This window comes from Methylobacterium sp. GXF4, from assembly GCF_000272495.1.
GTDB lineage: Bacteria > Pseudomonadota > Alphaproteobacteria > Rhizobiales > Beijerinckiaceae > Methylobacterium > Methylobacterium brachiatum.
Genome location: NZ_AKFK01000102.1, coordinates 56,874 through 69,849, shown reverse-complemented (window position 1 = coordinate 69,849; position 12,976 = coordinate 56,874). Strand labels below are relative to the sequence as shown.

Genomic DNA, 12,976 nt, shown 5'->3' with positions numbered 1-12,976 from the left:
CCCCTCTCCCGACCCGCTTCGCGGGCCACCCTCCCCCGCAGAGGGGGGAGGGAAACAGCGGCGCCGTCCGCCCCCCGATCCCCTGCACCCGGTCTCGCCCCTGATCCGCCGCTTCATGGAGGCGTGGTTCGAGCGCTACCTGCACCGGCACTTCGACGCCCTGCGCCTGCCGCATTGGAGCGCGCCGCCGTCTCAGGATCATGCCGGCCCGCTGGTGATCTACTGCAACCACCCCGCCTGGTGGGACGCCGCGGTGATCATCGTGCTGTCCGGCCGGCTCTATCCGAACCGCGAGAACCGGGCTCCGTTCGACGCCGCCATGCTGGCGCGCTACCGGGTGTTCGAGCGGATCGGCGCCTTTGGGGTCGATCTCGACAGCCCGAGAGGCGCCGCCCAGTTCCTGGCCGCCGCCCGGGCGATCCTGACACGCTCCGGCACGGCCCTCTGGATCACCGCGCAGGGCCGCTTCGTGGATGTCCGTGTCCGGCCCCTCGGTCTGCGCCCGGGCGTGGCCCGGCTCGCCGAGATCGCCCCCGACGCGCTGTTCGTGCCGCTCGCCCTCGAATACGCGTTCTGGGACGAGCGCGGGGCCGAGGCCTTTGCGGCCTTCGGGCCTGGGATTCCGGGCGCCGAACTGGCGGCCCTGCCGCGGGCGGACCGGCTCGCCCGCCTGGAGGGCGACCTGACCGCGACCCTCGACCGCTTGAGCGCCGACGTGATCAGCCGCGAGCCGGAGCGCTTCCGCGCCCTGGTCGCGGGCCGCAAGGGCGTCGGCGGCGTCTACGATCTCTGGCGGCGCCTATCCGCGCGGCTGGCCGGGCGGCGCTTCGATCCGGCCCACCGGGCCGGCGACGGGCAGCCCGGGCGATGAGCGACCCGATCCTCACGGCGCTGTCCCTCCTCTGCCTGCTCGCCGCCGCCCTGCCGGCAATCCTGACGGCGGTGAACCTGTTCGCCCTGCGCCGGCCCGCTCCGGAGGCCGATCCCGGCCTGGTCTCGATCCTGATCCCGGCACGCAACGAGGCGGGCAACATCGCCGGGACCGTGCGGGCCGCCCTCGCCAGCACCGCCATGCCCGTGGAGGTGATCGTCGGCGACGATCATTCCACGGACGGCACCGCCGAGATCGTGCGCGGCCTCGGCGACCCGCGCCTGCGCGTCGTCCCGGTGCCGCCGCTGCCCGAGGGCTGGACCGGCAAGAACCACGCCTGCGCCCACATCGCCGGGCTCGCCGAGGGCCGCTACCTGCTGTTCATCGACGCCGATGTCCGCCTGAGGCCCGAGGCCGCGGCGTCGCTCGTGGCGCAGGCCCGGCGCGCGGATGCGGCGCTGGTCAGCGGCGTGCCCCGGCAGTGCACCGGGACGCTCGGCGAGATGCTCACCGTGCCGATGATCGACTTCCTGCTCATCGGCTTCCTGCCCGTGCCGCTGATGCGCCGCCGCCCCGACCCGGCTTTGGGCGCGGCCTGCGGGCAGCTCATCCTGTTCGAGCGCGCGGCCTACGCGGCGATCGGCGGCCACGGCGCGATCCGCGGCTTCCTGCACGACGGCGTGCGCCTGCCCCGGCTGCTGCGCGCCGCCGGCTACCGCACCGACCTCGTGGCCGGGGCGGGTCTCGCGACCTGCCGGATGTATCGGGGTTTTTCGGAGGCCTGGGCGGGGTTTTCCAAGAACGCGCACGAGGGCATGGCGACGCCCCGCGCCCTGCCGGTCTGGACAATGCTCCTCGGCTGCGGCCAGGTCCTGCCGCCGCTCCTGGTGCTGGCCGGCCTGTTCGGCCTGATCCCGCCCCTAGCCCTGGCGGTCTCCGCCGCGGCCTGCGCGCTGTCGCTGGCGAGCCGGGCGGCGATCACCCTGGCGGTGCGGGCGCCGCTGGCGACGATCCCGCTCCACCCGGCGGCCGTGCTGGTGGCTCTGGCGATCCAGTGGAACGTGCTGCTGCGGGGCGGCCGTGCCGGTGCGGCCACCTGGAAGGGCCGCACCTACCCGGTCAGCGGCGCCTGACTTTTTTCGAAGGTCCGGCGGAGCCTGTCCGCCGGATGGCTCGCGCAAGCGTCAGGCGGGCCCGGCCCTCACCGCGCGGTCGGCTGGCACGGATCGGTCGAGCGCTTGCCCGTGCGGGGCTTCAGCGACACGATCAGCTGGACGTTCGGCACATCGCCGACCTGGCGGGTGAGGTGCCCGACATGGCCCTCCGGCCCCTGCGGGGTCGCTCCGGTATCGGCGTTGAACTCGACCTCGCCCGGCCCCTGCTCCAGCACCGAGCCGTCCGTGGCCTCCACCGACCAGCGCCCCGACAGGGTGATCACCCATTGCGGGCCGGGGGCGGTGTGCCAGGTGCCGACATAGCCGACCGGCAGGATCGCGTACTTGATCGAGGCCACATCCCCCGGCGGAAAGCCGACATACTGGGGCGCAGCCGGCGGCGCGTAGCTCTTGAAGAGGAAGTTCTTCAGGTCGCAATACTGGACGTGGCTCTGGCCCTTGGCGTCGGCGTAGAGGACGCCGTAGCGCAGCGCCGGCGGGTTGGCCGCCGTTAGGCCAGCCGGGCCCGACGGGGCCGGCTCGATGGTCATCAACGGCTCGCTCGCCTTGCCGCCGGCCGCGAAGGCGCACGTCACGCCCGCGCCGGACGCCAGCAGCACCATCGCGATGCGGCCGGCGATCTTGAATGCCTTCATGGTCTCGACGTCCCGAAATTCCAGGCGCCGAAGACGGCGCCGCAGATTTCATAGGCCGAGCTGCCACAAAACCCAAATTTTCCACCTTAATCACTAAGATTAGATGCAAATAAAACGCGAGATCGGTAGATTTTATCGCGATAAGATCTTGGCGCGATTCGCGCCAATCCGAGCTTTCAAGCGTGGCCGCGAACTCAAATGATGGATCGTTGCCTCGGCGCAGGCGGCTGGCATCATCGGACGCGGGCTGACAGGATCGGGGCCGATTTAGCGGATCGCCGCCGCATCTCCGAGACCGACCATGACTGAAGCCCAACCGGACCTGCATGATCTTATCACGCGCTACCCCGTATCCTGGTTGGGCGAACTCGCCCTGGCTCCGTGGGAGATCACGGCCCAGGCGGCGGCCTTGGTCGCCGCGCGCATCGCCGCACTCGACGGAAGCTACCAGGTCGGAGACGGCATCGCGATCCACGCGCAGGCGATCGTGGAAGCCGGCGCGACCGTAAAGCCCCCGGCAATCATCGGGCCGGGCTGCCTCGTGGCGACCGGAGCCTACCTGCGCGGCGGTTGCTGGCTGGAAAAGAATTGCATCGCCGGGCCCGGCGTCGAGTTGAAATCCGCGTTCCTGTTCGCGGGCGCGGCGGCCGCGCATTTCAACTTCGTGGGCGACAGCATCCTCGGCGCGGACGTGAACTTGGAGGCCGGCGCGATCATCGCCAACCACCGCAACGAGGCACCGGACCGGCCGATCCTCCTCCGGTTAAGGGGCCGCCTCGTCGAGACCGGAGCCCGCAAGTTCGGTGCGCTCGTCGGCGATGGCGCCCGGATCGGCGCCAATGCCGTTATCGCCCCGGGCGCAGTGATCGACCCGCACGCCATCGTGCCGCGTCTCGGGCTGGTCGATCAGAATTGCTGAAGCGTCTCTTCGTCTGACCGGCCGCGACGCGGCGGCGTTTTCGAAGATCCGGCACCCCTCAATTCCACGTGTGCAGCACCGTCCGCCAGCCGTCCGGCTGGCGTTCGAGCACGTTCACCCAATTGCCCTCGAAGGTCTTCTTGGCGCCCCCGTCCCCAGGGCCGGTCATCTGCCAGCGTCCCGAGACGATGAGCAGCTTGTCCTTGGCCACGGCGGTCTTCACCGTCGTCTTGTGATCGTCCCAGCCCTTGGCCTTCAGGCCGGAGAAGAACTTCGGGATGCCGTCGCGGGTCTGCGTCCCGCCCTTGGTCACCACGAGGGCGTCGGGCGTGTAGAGCTTGCCCAGCGCATCCATGTCGTTGCGGTTGTACGCCTCGTCCCATTTGGTGGCTGCGCTCTGGGCGTCCGCCTCCAGGGCCTCCGCACGGCACAGGCCGGGCATGAGGGCGGCGGCGAAAACCAGCGCCGACAGACCATAGATCCGGGGCATGTCGTCCTCCCTATTGAGCCAAAGATCAGGGGTATTTTTCCCAGACCAGCGTGATGACGCTCAGCTTTCCGTCGACGTTGAACTTGAACGGCGTGGTCGTATAGATCAGCTGCCGTCCCGTCTGCTCGACCTGCCGGACCTGAGACGTCCCCGTCCAGGCCTCGTTCCAGGACGTGTCGATGGTGTGGGTGACGCGGTCGGCGTCGAATTTGTACGTCCCCGCATAGGCGAAGAAGGTCTTGTGCAGGTGAATCCTGTCCGCGTCGGACATCGCGTCGTTGGCGGCGGGACGCGTGCGTCCTTCGAAGGCGCAGACGACCATCATCCGCCCGTCGCGCCCGTAGCTGATCCAGCCATTGGGCCTCGGCCCGCCATAGGCGTCGATGACCTCGCCCGTCTCGACGATCGTCCGCGTGGCGGTGACGAGGCGCCAGGTTCCGACCACCGCGTCGGCTTCCAGGGCTTGCGCAGCCGGGAGGCCGAACCCGATCGCAAGGATTGCAATCAATCCCCTCATCGCGCGCCACCGCAAGTCACGGCGCCGTATTCGATTTACGGCACCGCGGTAATGCAGCATCGAATTTTTATAAAGTCAATTGTTATCGGCGTCGATTTGCGGACATACCGCGGCGCGCCGCAATGAATGCCTTGAAGGGCTGTATTCGCACCCGCACAGGCTTCGCCGCAGGGCAGTATCGCGGCGGCGATCAGGACGACGGCGGCGCCGCGAGAGTCGCGTCGGCTGGCTGCGTCTCGGCCAGGATCCAGGCCGCCGTGTCGGCATCGGCCCCGGCGACCGGGAGGTGCAGGATGATCGGCGTCTCGTAGGGGTGGCGGGCCTTCAGGGCGGCCGAGAGGACGGCGGCCAGGCCCTCGCGGCTCTTGAGGATCGCGGCGACCTCCTCCCCGCGCTCCACGGCCCCCTTCCAGCTGTAGACCGACTGCATCCCGGGCAGGACGTTGATGCAGGCGATCAGGCGCTCGCGCACCAGGGCCTCGCCGATATTCAGCGCGGAGGCGGCATCGGGAAAGGTGGTGTAGACGAGGAGCGGACGCTCCATGCTATGCCTCCGGGATCGCGCATGTGCCCGGCGAGTCAGACGCATGCGGGGCACCGACGTCAACCGGGCGGTTCGCTCATCAGATTGGAGCCGTGACGTGACCCCCGACGCGACCTCGACGCGCCTGCCAGGCACCGCCTGACGCCATGCCGACATTCAAGAAGATCGCATTCGTGGCGAGTCCGACCGGCTACGCCCGGGAAGCCGCCGCCGCCCTGATGCGGCGCTACGATCACGTCCCGCCGGAAGAGGCGGATGTCGTCGTCGCGCTGGGCGGCGACGGGCTGATGCTGCAGGTGCTGCACCGGTTCATGGATCACCCGAAGCCGATCTACGGGATGAACCGCGGCACGGTCGGCTTCCTGATGAACGAGTTCCGGGACGACGACCTGCTGGAGCATCTGGAGGCGGCCCAGCGCAGCGTCATCCACCCGCTGGTGATGGATGTGGTCGATACCGAGGGCCGCAGCCACCGGGCCCGGGCGATCAACGAAGTCTACCTGCTGCGCCAGACGCATCAGACCGCCAAGCTCAAGATCGCCGTGGACGGGCATGTCCGGCTGGACCTGCTGATCGCCGACGGGGTGCTGGTCGCTACGGCCGCCGGCTCCACCGCCTACAACCTCTCGGTGGGCGGCCCGATCCTGCCGCTCGACGCGAAGCTGCTGGCGCTCACCCCGATCTCGGCCTTCCGCCCCCGGCGCTGGCGCGGCGCGCTGCTGCCGGACTACGCCAAGATCCGGATCGACGTGCTCGACGCCCCGCACCGTCCCGTGGCGGCGGTGGCCGACCACACCGAGTTCCGCCGGGTCTGCACGGTGGAGACCTCGCTGGACCGCGCCACCGAGCTCGTCCTGCTGCACGATCCCGGGCACAGCCTCGACGAGCGCATCCTGCGGGAGCAGTTCGGGTGAGCCTGGAGATCCGGCCGGCAAGGGCGTCCGACCACCCGGCGATCGTCCGGATCATCCTGCCGACCATCCGGGCCGGCGAGACCTACGCGCTCGATCCCGGGCTCAGCGAGGCCGAGGCCGTCGCCTACTGGACGGGCGCGGACCGCGAGACCTTCGTGGCGGAACAGGATGGGGTGGTGCTCCGCACCTATTATCTGCGCGCCAATCAGGCGGGCGGCGGGGCCCATGTCGCCAATTGCGGCTTCATGACCGGCGCAGCCGGGCGCGGCATCGGCCGGGCCATGGGCGAGCACGCCCTCGATCGAGCGCGTGAGCGCGGCTTCTCGGCGATGCAGTTCAATTTCGTGGTTTCGACCAACCAGCACGCCGTGAAGCTCTGGCGGAGCCTCGGCTTCGCGGAGGTCGGCCGGCTCCCGGGGGCCTTCCGGCATCCGGGTCTCGGCGTCGTCGACGCCCTGGTGATGTTCAGGACGCTCTGAGACGCGGCTCGATCAGAGGGAGCTGACCGCGACCAGCTCGCTCTCGCGGATCGCGCGCTCGCCGGCTTCCGTTCGGATCCGGTAGGAGCGCTCGCCGGTCTGATCCTCCGGCATGAGGCGCAGGATCTCGAAGACCTCGCCGCCACCCTTGTCGCCGGGAAGTCCGAGCTGCACCCGGCAGACGCGCTGGCCGATCTTGAATTTGTGGGTCATGCCAGGGCTCCTGGGGCGTGGTTTCGAAGGGGCGGCGCCTCCGGGGCAGCGTCCGACCGCGAGGCGGCCGGAGACGGCTCCGAATCGGTGATCTGGGGCGCCCGCTCGCGCCGAACCGGGCTTCGGTTCGGCCGCAAACGTCCGAGAGCACCTCACAAAACTCCCGGTTCCCGGGAGCCCTCCCTTCGCACGCGACGGTGCGGCGAGAGTTTCGTGAGAAGCCCTTAGCGCCGCTTCTGCGCCTTGGCCTTGCGAGCGAGGTAGCGCGCATCGCGCTGGAGCTTCTGCTCGGCCTGGAGGGCCTTGGCACGCTCCTGGGCGGCGAGCTGCTCGGCGAGCTTGCGCTCGGCCTCGGCCTGACGCTCGGCCTCGGCCTGGGCGGCGGCACGGGCGAGTTCCGCCTCGCGCTGGGCGGCACGCTCGGCCGCGCGGGCCTCGCGGGCATCGACCACGGCGCGGCGCGCGGATTGACGGGCGAGGACGGCCGGATCATCGGCAGTCGGGCGAGCCCGGAAGCGGGCCAGCATCTCGGACCGCGCCTTGGCAGCGGCCTCCAGTCGATCGACGACACCTTGCTTATTCGGAAAGCTCACAGACACTCCTGTGTTGGGCGCGGCGGGCCGCCGTCGTCCCGAAATCGAATGTAGATACGAAGAAGCCGCTCCCTCGAGAGCGGCTTCGACAATGGCCGTCGGAGCGGCGATCAGACCGTCTGGAGCTGGCCAGCGGATTCCTTGCCGCTGCGGCGGTCGGTTTCCAGCTCGTAGGAGACCTTCTGGCCCTCGTTCAGGCCACGCAGGCCGGCGCGCTCGACAGCCGAGACGTGAACGAACACGTCCTTGCCGCCGTCATCCGGCTGGATGAAGCCGTAGCCCTTGGTCTCGTTGAACCACTTGACGGTTCCGGTGCTCATGGAATTCCTCGATCTTCGCAGGCGTAGTGAGAGATGGCAGCCGCTCGGAAAGCGGATACCGGTATCGACCGATAGCGATAGGAAAGTCAGAACCGCCCTGCGAAGGCGTAACGGTCCAAGATATCCGGACACGTGCCGATAAAACTGGGATAGACCTTCATCGACGCATTGGCAAGTCCGAAGAAATATTTCGACGGATTCCAAGATCGACGCGGCGCCGGCTTTATCCCGGACAGTAGAAGCGCGACGGGCTCGGAAGTTGCGCGTCGTCAGACAGATAGCCGGGGCCGCGCAAACCCGGATGACCTAGCGGCGTCCTGCCGCGACCCCGGCCCCGGGTGCCGGTCAGGCCTGAGCCAGACGCAGCACGCCTTCGCCGCGGCGATGGCCGATCGTCGTCACCGCCACCTCGCGGGCCGACCCAGCGGCGACGAGGCCGGCCGCGAGTGCGGCTCCGAACGGGGCGACGACCTCGAGCCCGTGCCCGATCACGTCGCCGAGCGCCCGGATCCGCGCCGCCGGCGCGAGCCGCCTCAGCGTCGCGTGCTCCTCCGCGGTGATCGGCGCGACCCCGGTGGCCCCGGACAGGACGCGATCCGGTGCCGACAGGCCGGCCTGCGGCCAGAGGGTTTCGAGGCTGCCGGCGACGCTCCCGGGGGTGCGCCGCGTGCGATCGCTCGCCACCCGGTCCAGCCGGGCGAGCGCCCGGGCCCCGCGGGCGGCCGCGTGGTCCTCGGATTCCAGCATCAGGAAGGCCGCGCAGCTCCCGAGGATGAAACCGGTATCCCCATCGCCCGGTCCGCCGCGCTCGAATACGGGGCGATAGGGCGATCGGGCGAGGTAGCCGCCCATCTCATGGATCACAAGCACGTCCGGCCGCTCGGCGCTGTAGGAGCCGCCGACCAGGATCGCGTCGATCTGGCCCGACGCGACGCGCGCCTGCGCGATCCGCAGCGCATCCACGCCGGACGATTCCTCGCCCATGAAGGTGCGCGAGGCGCCCGTGACCCCGTGCACGATGGCGATGTTGCCGGCGAGCAGGTTCGAGAGCTGGGCCAGGAACCGCGTCGGCCGCAGATCGTTCTGCAGCCGCTCGTTCAGGTAGGCGCCCGGATCGGCCGCATCGCGCAGGCCGGTGAGGATCGCGCCGTCCACCGCATAGTCGCGCTCGCCGCCCCCCGCCGCGACCACGAGATGGAGTGCCTGCTTGAGGGCGGCGTCGTCCTTCACGCCGGCGGAGTCGAGGGCGAGGCCCGCGGCGTAGACGCCGAGCCGCTGCCACGCCTCCATCTGGCGCTGATCGCTGCGCTTCGGGATCTGCCCGTCCCAGGCGATCGGCGGCGCGGGATGCACGCAATAGGGCGCGAAGGTCTCGGTGTCGGTCCGGGGCGCCGCGTCACTGTCGAGGGCCGCGAGATGGGCCGCGATCCCCTCCCCCGCGCAGGAGACGAGGCCGAGGCCGGTGACGAGGACCGGGCGGGTCATGGCTGCACCGGATCCGGGAACAGGCCGATGGTCCGGGCGCGCTCGCGCATCGGCGCATCGAGCCCGTCCGGGAACGGCATGGTGCGGAAGCGCAGCTCGGCGTCGCAGAGCGGCTTGCCGGCATGGCTGATCGCGGCCTTGGTCACCGCGTAGCCCGAACCGTCATGCTCCAGCGTGGCGGTGACGACCAGCTCCGCGCCGGGCCCGACGAAGGACCGGAACCGGGCCTTGTCGACCCCGGTGAGGAACGGCATCCGGGTGAAGTCGAGATGGGCGAGCACGAGGTAGCCGGAGGCCTGCGCCATGGTCTCGGTCAGGAGCACGCCCGGCACCAGCGGATGGCCGGGAAAGTGCCCCTCGAAGACGGGGCTCTCCAGCGGCACCCGGGCGAGCGCCTCGATCCGGCCGGCGGCCCGGTCGAGGTGCCGCACGGCATCGATCATCTCGAAATATTCGAGGCGCATGGGGGGCGTCGGGCTCTAGCGCGTCAGACCTTTGCGGCCTTCTCGGCCACCAGGGCGTCGATGCGCGCGCACAGGTTCTTGAGGACGAAATACTGCTCGGCCGGGACCTTGCCCTCGTTGACCTCCTGGGTCCAGCGCTCGAGCGGCAGCTTGATCCCGAAGGCCTTGTCGACCGCGAACGCGATGTCGAGGAAGGCCAGGCTGTCGATGCCGAGGTCGTCGATGGCGTGGCTCTCCGGGGTGATCTTGTCCCGCGGGATGTCGGCGGTCTCGGCAATGATGTCGGCCACGCGCTGGAAGGTGGCGCTGCCGTGGGCGGGCTCGTCGGACATATCTTCTCGCGGGCTGTTCGGTTTCCGGATCGGTCGGGCGGGGAGCCCCCTCGATGCCGGGCGACCCGGCGCTCACGCCCCGCGCGGCCACCAATACGCGTACGGGGCTCGCGCTGCGGGCCCGTCGGACGGCCGCGACCTCTACACGAGGGGGTCGGAGGCGGCAACCGCGGCGGTTCCCGGCGCGTTGCAGCGCTGGTTCGCGGTCCTGAACGGACTTCTTCGCAGCGACGCGATCTCTTGCGCCCTTCCGCGGACGCTCCCTGCGCGCGGCCTTCAGGAGACGAAACGGATGTTACCCACGGCCCATCCCGTCCCGCCTCCGGCTCATATCGGTCCCCCGCCCCCGCCGGAGCAGGCGCGCTCGCAGGGCGCAGCCCGGGTCGTGCTCGTCCTGGCGCTCTCCGCGCTCGGCCTGTGGATCCTGCACGGCTTCCTGCCGGCGCTAGCTTGGGCGGTGGTGCTGGCGATCGCCCTGTGGCCGCTCTACGCCCGGCTGGAACGGCGCTTCCCGCCGGGCCGGCACAACCTGTTGCTACCGACGCTGATGACCGCCGCGGTGGCCCTGGTCTTCCTCGCCCCCCTGGCGATCCTCGGCGTGCAGGCGGCCCGCGAAGCCCATGACGTCGCCGAGTTCGTGCGCAGCGCCGAGGCGAACGGCGTCCCGGCCCCCGAATTCCTCCAGCACCTGCCCTACGGCGCCGCTCAGGCCACCGCCTGGTGGAACGACAATCTCGGGCACGCCCAGGCCGGCTCCGAGCTGCTGCACCGGTTCGAGAACCACTCGGTGGTCGGCGCCTCGCGCAATTTCGGCCGCGAGGTGTTGCACCGGATCGTCCTGTTCGGCTTCAGCCTGGTGGCCCTGTTCTTCCTGTTCCGCGATTGGCGGACGGTGACGGAACAGGCCCGGGTCGCCTGCGACCGCCTGTTCGGCCCCCGGGGCGAGCGCGTGGCCCGGCAGATGGTGGCCTCGGTGCACGGCACGGTCGACGGGCTCGTCCTGGTCGGCCTCGGCGAGGGCTTCATCCTCGGGGTGGTCTACTATTTCGCCGGCGTGCCGCACCCGGTGCTGCTCGGGGCCTTCACGGCCGTCGCCGCCATGATCCCGTTCGGCGCGGCGCTCGCCATCGCGATCGCGGCCCTGCTGCTGGTCGCGGCGGGGTCGGTGAAGGCGGCGATCGTCGTGGCGGTGGCCGGCTTCGTCGTCACCTTCGTGGCCGACCATTTCGTCCGGCCGGCCCTGATCGGCGGCACCACGAAGCTGCCGTTCCTGTGGGTGCTGCTCGGCATCCTCGGAGGCGTCGAGACCTTCGGTCTGCTGGGCCTGTTCGTCGGCCCGGCCGTGATGGCGGCCCTGGTCCTGCTCTGGCGGGAATTCACCGAGGGCCGCGACAAGACGGCGTGAGCGGGCCTAGTCGGCCGCGCTCGCCCCGGCCGAGGCCTCCATGCGGCGGCGGTCCTGGCGCCAATCGGCCGGCTTCTCGAAGGTCCCGGCCCAGAGGCCGCGACGCGTCGCCCAGGCCTGGCCCTCCTGGCGGGTATAGGCGGGCGTCACATGGCGGCTCGCGAGCGCGTAGCCCTTCGCCACCATCCAGGCGGACAGATCCTCGCCATGCGCGAGGCAGAGCCCGGCCAGGCCGCCCGCGGCCGTGCTCTCACGACGCTCGCAGGTGACGACGCCGCTGCCGATATGGGCGCTCAGCGCCTGCGCGGCCTCGCGGCCGCAGCGGTAATCCTGCCCGGTCACGGTCTGGCAGCTCTGCGCCGTCTCGGGCGCGTCGATCCCGTAGAGGTTGATGCGGGTGCCGTGCACCTCGATCGTGTCGCCGTCGATCACCGTCGCCGGCCCACTGATCGTCCCGGCCGCAGCGGCGGGGCTACAGAGGAGAAGCAGGGCGAGCATCGATCTTGTCATCAGAAAGCTGTCCACGAAGGGGCGGCAGAACTTGTCGGGAGCGCGGAGGATCGGCGGCCATTGTGGCGTTTTTGCCAGCTAAGCTATGCGCCTGAGGCCGCCCGGGGCGTCCCGTCGGACCCGATGCGCCCGCGATACCGGCGCGTGCAGGCTCACCCGAGGGTGGCGCCGATATGTTGCGAAAGGGTTCCCGGCCGATACGCCGCAAATGGCGCCTGTTAGAAGCGTTCAGCGCAGCCTGGATCGCCGCAGCGTCGGGCTTTCGGAAGCGGACGCTTCGCATCGTCGCCTGCCCGATAGCTGCGATTTCCCGCCGAGATCGCGCGTTCGGGAAATGACGGCGGGGCCGGCGCTGTCCGAAGCGCAGGCCCCGCGATGATCGGGCGTCAGACCCGGTACTTGCCGTTGCGCTTGACCAGCACCCGGGCGCCCACCGGCACGCGCTCGTACAGGTCGGCGATGTCTTCGTTGAGCATCCGGACGCAGCCGGACGACATCTGCTCGCCGATGCTCCAGGGCTCGTTGGTGCCGTGGATGCGGAACAGGATGTCGCGGTTGCCCTGGTACAGGTAGAGGGCGCGAGCGCCGAGCGGATTGTCGACCCCGCCCTTGCGGGTCCGCGGCAGGTCGGGGTTGAGCGAGACCATCGTGACGGTCGGGCTCCAATCCGGCCAGACACCCTTGCGGCCGACCCGCGCCTCGCCCTTCCAGGAGAAGCCGGCCTTGCCGACGCCGACGCCGTACTGCATCGCGGTGCCGTCTGCCTGGACCAGGAGGAGCTGGCGCTGGTCGATATCGACCAGGATCGTCCCGGGCTTCTCCGGGCCGTTGTAGCTGACCTGCTGGCGGCGGTACTTCGGGTCGAGCTTGGACGTGTCGACCAGGGGAATGTCGTAGGGCTTGTCGGGCTTCGTCCCGATGTACCAGGCCGCTTCATCGTCCTGCGCGAGCTGGGCCTGGCGCGTCTGGCAGGCCGCCAGCGGCGCGATCGCCACCACGGCGAGCAGAATTCGCGAGAGCAGGAGCCGGCGAATTCGGCTCCAGGCCGATGGGCGTGTTGCGATCATGGGTCCTGACATGCGGGATACGGTCCTGGACCCTATGCCTACC

At 70.2% G+C, this 12,976-nt stretch carries 18 protein-coding genes; 6 read left to right on the top strand and 12 right to left on the bottom strand.

Going from position 1 to position 12,976, the window contains the following annotated elements; genetic code table 11:
• Positions 1-115 precede the first annotated feature (115 nt).
• Entirely contained in the window at positions 116-871 is a 756-nt protein-coding gene (locus tag WYO_RS27430) for a lysophospholipid acyltransferase family protein (protein WP_047170962.1), read from the top strand.
• Positions 868-2,004, top strand: coding sequence for a glycosyltransferase family A protein (locus WYO_RS27425; RefSeq protein ID WP_007568894.1), 1,137 nt, complete (start codon positions 868-870; stop codon positions 2,002-2,004). The genes WYO_RS27430 and WYO_RS27425 overlap by 4 nt, the downstream gene beginning before the upstream one ends.
• A 68-nt stretch (positions 2,005-2,072) precedes the next feature.
• Here the strand turns inward: WYO_RS27425 and WYO_RS27420 are convergent, their stop codons facing one another.
• Positions 2,073-2,681 carry a hypothetical protein gene (locus WYO_RS27420; protein WP_007568893.1) on the bottom strand — a complete coding sequence of 203 codons (609 nt, stop codon included), beginning with the start codon at positions 2,679-2,681 and terminating at the stop codon, positions 2,073-2,075.
• 301 nt (positions 2,682-2,982) lie between these two features.
• On the opposite strand from WYO_RS27420, the gene WYO_RS27415 reads away from it, so the two are divergent.
• Positions 2,983-3,600 (top strand): UDP-N-acetylglucosamine pyrophosphorylase, encoded by a 618-nt coding sequence (locus WYO_RS27415; protein WP_007568892.1) that lies wholly within the window; start codon positions 2,983-2,985, stop codon positions 3,598-3,600.
• 58 nt (positions 3,601-3,658) lie between these two features.
• Here the strand turns inward: WYO_RS27415 and WYO_RS27410 are convergent, their stop codons facing one another.
• From WYO_RS27410 to cutA, 3 genes are all read right to left on the bottom strand, one after another.
• A complete protein-coding gene (locus WYO_RS27410; protein WP_007568891.1) occupies positions 3,659-4,090 on the bottom strand; it encodes a DUF4440 domain-containing protein in 432 nt (143 codons plus the stop codon).
• Positions 4,091-4,115: 25 nt separating this feature from the next.
• Entirely contained in the window at positions 4,116-4,667 is a 552-nt protein-coding gene (locus tag WYO_RS27405) for a lipocalin-like domain-containing protein (protein WP_244424332.1), read from the bottom strand.
• Positions 4,668-4,797: 130 nt separating this feature from the next.
• Complete coding sequence (gene cutA / locus WYO_RS27400) at positions 4,798-5,151, bottom strand: divalent-cation tolerance protein CutA (RefSeq protein WP_007568889.1); 354 nt, start codon at positions 5,149-5,151, stop codon at positions 4,798-4,800.
• Between the two features lie 146 nt (positions 5,152-5,297).
• Here cutA and WYO_RS27395 point away from each other — a divergent pair, with 146 nt between their 5' ends.
• Both WYO_RS27395 and WYO_RS27390 read left to right on the top strand, forming a co-directional pair.
• Entirely contained in the window at positions 5,298-6,065 is a 768-nt protein-coding gene (locus WYO_RS27395; protein WP_007568887.1) for an NAD kinase, read from the top strand.
• Between the two features lie 2 nt (positions 6,066-6,067).
• Positions 6,068-6,544 (top strand): N-acetyltransferase, encoded by a 477-nt coding sequence (locus tag WYO_RS27390; RefSeq protein ID WP_039904475.1) that lies wholly within the window; start codon positions 6,068-6,070, stop codon positions 6,542-6,544.
• 12 nt (positions 6,545-6,556) lie between these two features.
• Here WYO_RS27390 and WYO_RS27385 read toward each other — a convergent pair whose 3' ends face one another.
• From WYO_RS27385 to WYO_RS27360, 6 genes are all read right to left on the bottom strand, one after another.
• Positions 6,557-6,757 (bottom strand): hypothetical protein, encoded by a 201-nt coding sequence (locus WYO_RS27385; protein ID WP_007568882.1) that lies wholly within the window; start codon positions 6,755-6,757, stop codon positions 6,557-6,559.
• A 224-nt stretch (positions 6,758-6,981) separates the two neighbouring features.
• Positions 6,982-7,350, bottom strand: coding sequence for a DUF6481 family protein (locus tag WYO_RS27380; protein WP_007568880.1), 369 nt, complete (start codon positions 7,348-7,350; stop codon positions 6,982-6,984).
• Between the two features lie 110 nt (positions 7,351-7,460).
• Complete coding sequence (locus WYO_RS27375; RefSeq protein WP_007568877.1) at positions 7,461-7,670, bottom strand: cold-shock protein; 210 nt, start codon at positions 7,668-7,670, stop codon at positions 7,461-7,463.
• 345 nt (positions 7,671-8,015) lie between these two features.
• Entirely contained in the window at positions 8,016-9,155 is a 1,140-nt protein-coding gene (locus WYO_RS27370; protein WP_007568875.1) for a beta-ketoacyl-ACP synthase, read from the bottom strand.
• A complete protein-coding gene (locus tag WYO_RS27365; protein WP_007568873.1) occupies positions 9,152-9,619 on the bottom strand; it encodes a 3-hydroxyacyl-ACP dehydratase FabZ family protein in 468 nt (155 codons plus the stop codon). The genes WYO_RS27370 and WYO_RS27365 overlap by 4 nt, the downstream gene beginning before the upstream one ends.
• A gap of 23 nt (positions 9,620-9,642) precedes the next feature.
• Entirely contained in the window at positions 9,643-9,951 is a 309-nt protein-coding gene (locus WYO_RS27360) for an acyl carrier protein (protein WP_007568871.1), read from the bottom strand.
• A 292-nt stretch (positions 9,952-10,243) separates the two neighbouring features.
• On the opposite strand from WYO_RS27360, the gene WYO_RS27355 reads away from it, so the two are divergent.
• Positions 10,244-11,356 carry an AI-2E family transporter gene (locus WYO_RS27355; protein WP_007568869.1) on the top strand — a complete coding sequence of 371 codons (1,113 nt, stop codon included), beginning with the start codon at positions 10,244-10,246 and terminating at the stop codon, positions 11,354-11,356.
• A gap of 6 nt (positions 11,357-11,362) precedes the next feature.
• Here WYO_RS27355 and WYO_RS27350 read toward each other — a convergent pair whose 3' ends face one another.
• The gene (locus WYO_RS27350) at positions 11,363-11,866 is read right to left on the bottom strand and encodes a thermonuclease family protein (protein ID WP_007568867.1); all 504 of its coding nucleotides are present in this window, start codon (positions 11,864-11,866) and stop codon (positions 11,363-11,365) included.
• A 386-nt stretch (positions 11,867-12,252) separates the two neighbouring features.
• Positions 12,253-12,933 carry a L,D-transpeptidase gene (locus WYO_RS27345; RefSeq protein WP_081497058.1) on the bottom strand — a complete coding sequence of 227 codons (681 nt, stop codon included), beginning with the start codon at positions 12,931-12,933 and terminating at the stop codon, positions 12,253-12,255.
• Positions 12,934-12,976 lie beyond the last annotated feature (43 nt).

Bases quoted from the DNA above. Each gene is read 5' to 3' on its own strand.
- WYO_RS27350 (WP_007568867.1), bottom strand. From the start codon at position 11,866: ATGACAAGATCGATGCTCGCCCTGCTTCTCCTCTGTAGCCCCGCCGCT.
- WYO_RS27385 (WP_007568882.1), bottom strand. From the start codon at position 6,757: ATGACCCACAAATTCAAGATCGGCCAGCGCGTCTGCCGGGTGCAGCTC.
- WYO_RS27345 (WP_081497058.1), bottom strand. From the start codon at position 12,933: ATGATCGCAACACGCCCATCGGCCTGGAGCCGAATTCGCCGGCTCCTG.
- WYO_RS27355 (WP_007568869.1), top strand. From the start codon at position 10,244: ATGTTACCCACGGCCCATCCCGTCCCGCCTCCGGCTCATATCGGTCCC.
- WYO_RS27405 (WP_244424332.1), bottom strand. From the start codon at position 4,667: ATGCTGCATTACCGCGGTGCCGTAAATCGAATACGGCGCCGTGACTTG.
- WYO_RS27360 (WP_007568871.1), bottom strand. From the start codon at position 9,951: ATGTCCGACGAGCCCGCCCACGGCAGCGCCACCTTCCAGCGCGTGGCC.
- WYO_RS27370 (WP_007568875.1), bottom strand. From the start codon at position 9,155: ATGACCCGCCCGGTCCTCGTCACCGGCCTCGGCCTCGTCTCCTGCGCG.
- WYO_RS27420 (WP_007568893.1), bottom strand. From the start codon at position 2,681: ATGAAGGCATTCAAGATCGCCGGCCGCATCGCGATGGTGCTGCTGGCG.
- WYO_RS27430 (WP_047170962.1), top strand. From the start codon at position 116: ATGGAGGCGTGGTTCGAGCGCTACCTGCACCGGCACTTCGACGCCCTG.
- WYO_RS27425 (WP_007568894.1), top strand. From the start codon at position 868: ATGAGCGACCCGATCCTCACGGCGCTGTCCCTCCTCTGCCTGCTCGCC.
- WYO_RS27410 (WP_007568891.1), bottom strand. From the start codon at position 4,090: ATGCCCCGGATCTATGGTCTGTCGGCGCTGGTTTTCGCCGCCGCCCTC.
- WYO_RS27395 (WP_007568887.1), top strand. From the start codon at position 5,298: ATGCCGACATTCAAGAAGATCGCATTCGTGGCGAGTCCGACCGGCTAC.
- WYO_RS27365 (WP_007568873.1), bottom strand. From the start codon at position 9,619: ATGCGCCTCGAATATTTCGAGATGATCGATGCCGTGCGGCACCTCGAC.
- cutA (WP_007568889.1), bottom strand. From the start codon at position 5,151: ATGGAGCGTCCGCTCCTCGTCTACACCACCTTTCCCGATGCCGCCTCC.
- WYO_RS27415 (WP_007568892.1), top strand. From the start codon at position 2,983: ATGACTGAAGCCCAACCGGACCTGCATGATCTTATCACGCGCTACCCC.
- WYO_RS27375 (WP_007568877.1), bottom strand. From the start codon at position 7,670: ATGAGCACCGGAACCGTCAAGTGGTTCAACGAGACCAAGGGCTACGGC.